Annotated in this window: 7 protein-coding genes; 4 read left to right on the forward strand and 3 right to left on the reverse strand. The window is 64.0% G+C overall.

Annotated features, from left to right (window positions below; all coding sequences use genetic code 11):
• Positions 1–688: CTP synthase (locus VK804_RS29080; protein WP_325376668.1), on the reverse strand; the 688-nt coding region annotated here is incomplete at its 3' end.
• Positions 689–854: 166 nt separating this feature from the next.
• Positions 855–1253 carry a preprotein translocase subunit SecG gene (gene secG / locus VK804_RS29085; RefSeq protein ID WP_325376670.1) on the reverse strand — a complete coding sequence of 133 codons (399 nt, stop codon included), beginning with the start codon at positions 1251–1253 and terminating at the stop codon, positions 855–857.
• Positions 1254–1472: 219 nt separating this feature from the next.
• Between secG and VK804_RS29090 the strand changes: the two genes are divergently transcribed.
• Complete coding sequence (locus tag VK804_RS29090; RefSeq protein WP_325376672.1) at positions 1473–2036, forward strand: XRE family transcriptional regulator; 564 nt, start codon at positions 1473–1475, stop codon at positions 2034–2036.
• Positions 2037–2040: 4 nt separating this feature from the next.
• Positions 2041–2580: a GNAT family N-acetyltransferase gene (locus VK804_RS29095; RefSeq protein WP_325376674.1), complete on the forward strand. Its 540-nt coding sequence runs from the start codon at positions 2041–2043 to the stop codon at positions 2578–2580.
• On the opposite strand, the gene tpiA is transcribed toward VK804_RS29095, so the two are convergent.
• Positions 2577–3335 (reverse strand): triose-phosphate isomerase, encoded by a 759-nt coding sequence (gene tpiA / locus VK804_RS29100; RefSeq protein WP_325376676.1) that lies wholly within the window; start codon positions 3333–3335, stop codon positions 2577–2579. The genes VK804_RS29095 and tpiA overlap by 4 nt on opposite strands.
• A gap of 245 nt (positions 3336–3580) precedes the next feature.
• Here tpiA and VK804_RS29105 point away from each other — a divergent pair, with 245 nt between their 5' ends.
• Complete coding sequence (locus tag VK804_RS29105; RefSeq protein ID WP_325376678.1) at positions 3581–5482, forward strand: SurA N-terminal domain-containing protein; 1902 nt, start codon at positions 3581–3583, stop codon at positions 5480–5482.
• 79 nt (positions 5483–5561) lie between these two features.
• Positions 5562–6051: anthranilate phosphoribosyltransferase (gene trpD, locus VK804_RS29110; RefSeq protein WP_325376680.1), on the forward strand; the 490-nt coding region annotated here is incomplete at its 3' end.

Genomic DNA, 6051 nt, shown 5'->3' on the forward strand with positions numbered 1-6051 from the left:
GGACGTTGCAGAACAGGCCGAGCTTGCGCCGTTCTTCCCTGGGGATCGGCCGGTCGGTGCGGCACAACAGGATGTCAGGCTGGATGCCGATCGAGCGCAGCTCCTTGACCGAATGCTGGGTCGGTTTTGGCTTCAGCTCGCCGGCGCTCGGGATGAACGGCAACAGCGTCAGATGAATGTAGATGGCATGATCGCGCGGCAGATCGTTCTTGAGCTGGCGGATCGCCTCGAAGAACGGCAGCCCCTCGATGTCGCCGACGGTGCCGCCGATCTCGCACAGCACGAAATCGAACTCGTCATTGCTGTCGAGGATGAAATCCTTGATCGCGTTGGTGACGTGCGGGATCACCTGGATGGTGGCGCCGAGATAGTCGCCGCGCCGCTCCTTGGTGAGAATGTCCTGGTATATCCGCCCCGTGGTGATGTTGTCGGCCTTGGTGGCGGGCCGCCCGGTGAAGCGCTCGTAATGCCCGAGATCGAGGTCGGTCTCCGCGCCGTCGTCGGTCACGAACACCTCGCCGTGCTGATACGGCGACATCGTTCCGGGGTCGAGATTGAGATAGGGATCGAGCTTGCGAAGCCGGACCTTGTAGCCGCGAGCCTGCAGCAGGGCGCCAAGCGCCGCCGAAGCCAGACCCTTTCCGAGCGAGGAAACCACGCCGCCGGTGATGAAGATATACCGCGCCATGGGACTTAACCTTTAAGGCCACGGCGCCGATTCGCCAAAGCGAATCGAAGGCCGCGGCGAACAATTTGCGGGGCTGTGGGTGAAGTCTAATCTAAAGCGAAATCAGCAGCTTAAGTGGGGCTCCTGATGCAGGACGCCAGATGCCATCCTGCATGGCCCCTCTGCTTTATTGCGAGCGCGGCGCCTGCGGCCCCGAGGGTGCCGGCTGATTCCGCTGTTGCTGCTCGTCGGCCTTCTTCAGCGAATCCAGAATGCCGCCAGAGGTCGGCGGTGCGATCGGCGCCGCTCCGCCGGCCGGCTGCGACTGCGAGGCAGGCGTCGCACCGATGATCGAACTCGGCGCGCGCGTGTAGCTTGCGTACCACGACAGAAACAGGCTGGTGGCAAAGAAGCCCACGGCGAGCACCGCTGTCGTGCGCGTCAAAAGGTTGGCTGTGCCGCGGCTCGACATGAAACCGGCGCCGCCGCCCATGCCGAGGCCGCCGCCTTCCGATTTCTGCAGGAGCACGGTCGCGATCAGCACCGCGACGATCATGAGATGAATGACGATAGCGACAGTCTGCATTTCTACCTTCCGTCACAAACCAGCGGCGGCCGAGGTCCGGCGGCACGGGGGTTTGCGGGGTTCGAAGTGGCGCGGTGTTACACGATCGGACGGGGCATTGTCACCCCTGGGAGCAGCACGGGGTAGATAATCCCTTCGCTGCATATTTGCAGTGGGACGACCGCGACTTCGACCGGACTGGCGTCTTGCCGTTTCGCGTCTATCTACTATAATAGACATATGTCTGCTTTATTAGATGACACGGCGCCCCGCATTGCAGCCCGTTTGCGGCTGGAGCGCGAGAGCCGGGGCTGGTCGCTGGCCGATCTTGCGGAACGCTCAGGCGTCTCAAAGGCAATGATCAGCAAGATCGAGCGCGAAGAGGTCAGCCCGACCGCTGTGATCCTGGTTCGGCTGGCCGGCGCCTTCGACCTCACGCTCGCCGGCTTGCTGTTACGGGCGGAAGGCCAGGGACGGCTGACCCGGGCGGCTGAACAGCCGGTCTGGCGCGACCCCAAGACCGGTTATCGGCGCAAGCAAGTGTTCAGCCGGCCCGACCATCCGCTCGAGATCATCGACGTCGAACTACCGCCGAGGCAGCAGGTCGTGCTCCCCGCTTCGTCCTACGCCCATATCCGTCAGACCGTCTGGGTGCGCACCGGCAACCTCGTCATCATCGAAGCCGGCGAGCGGCACGAACTTGGAGCCGGCGACTGCCTGGGGTTCGGACCGCCATCCGAGGTGACCTTCCGTAACGAAACCATTGCGCCATGCGCCTATGTCGTCGTCCTCGCACGGAGCTAAAGCGATGCCGGAATTCAAGATTGCACCGTTGAATTCACAGCCGATGGTCTGCGCTGCACTGAGCGAAATCCTGATCGAGGCGGTGGCGAGCGGCGGCTCGGTCAGCTTCATGCATCCGCTGGCACAGGGGACGGCAGAAAACTTCTGGCGGCAATCGCTCGCATCAGCCGATCGGAATGAACGTATCGTTCTCGGCGCCTTCGATGGCGAGAACCTGATCGGCACCGTCACGCTGCTGCTGGACCTGCCGCCGAACCAGCCGCACCGTGCCGAAATCGCCAAAATGATGACCCGGATCGATCATCGCGGACGCGGCGTTGCGAGGGCATTGATGCACGAGGCCGAACGCATGGCCGCCGCGCGCGGGCGCTCAATGCTGGTGCTCGACACCGCGGTCGAGGATGGCGCCTCCGGGCTTTACGAAAAGATCGGATTCCAGCTGACCGGGGTCATTCCGGACTACGCCTTGAAGCCGCACGGCGGCCTCACGGGCACCATGATCTACTGGAAGCGGATCGAGGCGCGACCCGCCACGGGGCTCTAGGGACAGCCCGCTGCGATCGCCAGAAAGTCGGCGGCCTTCAGGCTGGCGCCGCCGACCAAGGCGCCGTTGACGTTGGCAACCGCCATCAATTCGCGAGCATTCGAGGGTTTTACCGAGCCGCCATAAAGGATCCGGATTGCCGCGCCTTCCCCGTTAAATCTCGCCATCAGGAGCTCCCGGATAAACCGGTGAATTTGCTCGACATCCCCGAGCGTCGGGGTCAGCCCGGTGCCGATCGCCCAGACCGGCTCATAGGCCACGACCAGATTGTCGGATCGCGCACCATCCGGCAGCGAAAGGTTGAGCTGGCCGCCGCAGATCTCCAGGGTGTGCCCGGCATCGCGCTGGTGCTGGGTCTCTCCGATGCAGACGATCGCGGTGAGACCGGCGCGCCGGGCGGCTTCGGCCTTTTGCCGGACCTCGACATCGGTCTCGCCATGGTCGGCGCGGCGCTCGGAGTGGCCGACGATGACGGCGCTGGCGCCCGCGTCCGCCAGCATTTCCGCCGATATATCGCCGGTATGGGCGCCGGACGGTTTCGGATGGCAGTCCTGTGCACCCACCTTGAGCGTCCTCGAGCCGCGCGCTTTGTCCGCGAAGGCGGCGATCAGGGTTGCCGGCGGGCAGACCAGGAGGTCGGCCTTGCCTGCCACGTCAGGCGCGCCCACAAGCATGGCCTCGAATTCGACCGAGGACGATTTGAGGCCGTTCATCTTCCAATTGCCGGCGATCAGCGGCCGGATGGCGTTGGACATTTGGGTTTCCCCTTGCGGAATAGTCGGTCACGAATGCGCTAGCAGAGCGGCGCGATCAGTTCCAGTTGCCGTATCCGCAGGTGCCCGCAGCGTTAACCGCTTCAATTCGCCGTCGCCACCATGGTTGCGACACCGCCTCTGCCACTTTATGATGCGTTATCGGCCCGGTGACGCCCTTTTGCGGAATTCGAACCCGAATTTCCCTTGGGCGCGACCCGGCTCCCTCCTGCAAATAAGTTGGACCCATGCTTCGAGGAATGCGGAAAGCCTCATCAAACTGGCTCGGCAAGACCATTATGGCCGTCGTGATGGGGGTTTTGATCGTCAGCTTCGGAATCTGGGGCATTGCCGACATCTTCAGGGGTTTCGGACAATCGACGTTGGCCACGATCGGCCACACCGAGATCTCCACCAATGAATTCCGCCAGCTCTACACCGAGAAGCTGCAGCAGATCGGCCGCCAATTCGGCCGCCCGTTGACGACCGAACAGGCCCGCGCCTTCGGCATCGATCGGCAGGTGCTGCAGCAAACCATCGCGGAAGCGGCCCTTGACGAGGAAGCGCGACGGCTGGGACTAGGCCAGTCCGACGCCGAGACCATGCGCACGATCCTCGCCGACCCCAATTTCAAGAGCGTCGGCGGCGCGTTCGATCCGGCGCGTTTCCAGGCCGTGATCCGGCAGTTCGGCTTTACCGAGCAGCGCTACATCGCCGACCAGCGCCGGGTGTCGCTGCGGCGCCAGATCGCAGGCTCGCTGTCCGCGGGTCTCGAACCGCCGAAAACGATGATCGAGGTGCTCAGCCGCTTCCAGAACGAGCAGCGGTCGATCGAATACGTCAAGCTCGACGCAGCCCAGGCCGGAACGATCGATCAGCCGTCGCCGGAAGCGCTGGCTGGCTATTTCGACGACCACAAGACCCAGTTCCGCGCCCCCGAATATCGCAAGATCGCCTTCGTCATGGTGACACCGGAAGAGATCGGCAAATGGTCCGATGTCTCCGATGAGGATGCAAAAAAGCTGTTCGAGCAGCGCCGTGACCGGCTTGGAACGCCGGAAAAGCGCGAAGTCTCGCAAATGGTGTTTCCGAATGCGGAAGAAGCCGCGGCGGCGCGCGGCCGCATTGCGTCCGGATTGTCGTTCGACGACCTCGCCAAGGAGCGCGGGCTCAGCGCTTCCGACGTCGACCTCGGCATGGTCGCGAAATCCGCCATCATCGATCCCGCGGTCGCCGATGCGGCCTTTTCGCTGCCCTCCGGCGAGGTGAGTCAGCCGGTGCAAGGCAAGTTCGGCACGGCCCTGGTCAAGATCGGCAAGATCGAGCCCGGCGCCGAACCTGCCTATGAGAACTTCGCCGCCGGTCTGAAGAAGGAGATCGCCACCGAACGCGCGCGCACCAAGGTCGCGGAACTGCGCGACAAGATGGAGGACGAGCGCGGCGGTGGCGCGAGCGTGGTCGAAGCGGCAAAGAAGCTGGGCCTCGCCGCCGTCACCATCGATGCCGTCGACCGCTCCGGCCGCCTCCCCAACGGGCAGCTGACAACCGACATCCCGCCCGGTCTCGACGTCGTCTCGCAGGCCTTCAACAGCGACGTCGGCGTCGACAACGATCCGATTTCGTTCAAGGGCGGCTATGTCTGGTACGACGTTCTCGGCGTCACCCCGTCGCGCGAGCGCAATCTCGATGAGGTCAAGGACCAGGTCGAGGCGCGTTGGCGCGGTGACCAGATCGCCAGCCGCCTCAAAACCAAGGCGGCGGAGATGGTTCAGAAGCTCGATCAGGGCGGCAAGCTTGCGGACGAAGCGGCAGCCGCGGGGCTGAAGGTCGAAACCGCCAGCGGATTCCGCCGCGATGCCTCGCTGCCCGGCGTGCCCGCCGGCGCGATCGCCGCGGCGTTTCGTACCGCCAAGGACGGCGTCGGTCAGACCGCGATCGCCGGCGCCAACGAATGGATCGTGTTCCGGGTCACCGATGTCAGCGTGCCACCGGTCGACATGGCCTCCGACGACATCAAAAAACTGAAGGAGACCCTGCAGCGCGGACTGACCGACGAGCAGCTAGCGCAATACGTCACCAAGCTTGAATCCGACATTGGCACGTCGATCAATGAGGCCGCGTTCGCACAGGTGACCGGGGCAAATAATTGAGCATGATCCGGTAGACGCGAAGACCGGTTCTCCGCAAGGGATCATGCTGCAGGATAGATGAGCATTCCGAAAGCAGGCGATGGACGACCTCAAATCTATCATCGGGAAAGTCGCCACCGGCGCGACGCTGTCGCGCGACGAGGCGGCATCTGCTTTCGACAGCATGATGTCCGGCGACGCGACGCCCTCGCAGATGGGCGGACTGCTGATGGCGCTGCGCGTTCGCGGCGAAACCGTCGATGAGATCACCGGCGCGGTATCGGCGATGCGCGCCAAGATGCTGCGGGTGGACGCTCCCGCCGGCGCGGTCGACGTGGTCGGCACCGGCGGCGACGGCTCCGGCTCGGTCAATGTCTCGACCTGCGCCTCCTTCATTGTCGCCGGCGCCGGCGTGCCGGTGGCAAAACACGGCAACCGCGCGCTGTCGTCGCGCTCGGGTGCAGCCGATGTATTGTCCGCGCTCGGGGTCAAGATCGACATCAAACCCGAACATGTCGGCCGCTGTATCAGCGAAGCAGGAATCGGCTTCATGTTCGCGCCGTCGCACCATCCTTCGACCAAGAACGTCA

Source organism: Bradyrhizobium sp. (genome assembly GCF_035484855.1).
Lineage (GTDB): Bacteria > Pseudomonadota > Alphaproteobacteria > Rhizobiales > Xanthobacteraceae > Bradyrhizobium.

Coding starts and splice junctions, on each gene's coding strand:
- secG (WP_325376670.1), bottom strand. CDS start 1,253: ATGCAGACTGTCGCTATCGTCATTCATCTCATGATCGTCGCGGTGCTG.
- VK804_RS29090 (WP_325376672.1), top strand. CDS start 1,473: ATGTCTGCTTTATTAGATGACACGGCGCCCCGCATTGCAGCCCGTTTG.
- VK804_RS29095 (WP_325376674.1), top strand. CDS start 2,041: ATGCCGGAATTCAAGATTGCACCGTTGAATTCACAGCCGATGGTCTGC.
- tpiA (WP_325376676.1), bottom strand. CDS start 3,335: ATGTCCAACGCCATCCGGCCGCTGATCGCCGGCAATTGGAAGATGAAC.
- VK804_RS29105 (WP_325376678.1), top strand. CDS start 3,581: ATGCTTCGAGGAATGCGGAAAGCCTCATCAAACTGGCTCGGCAAGACC.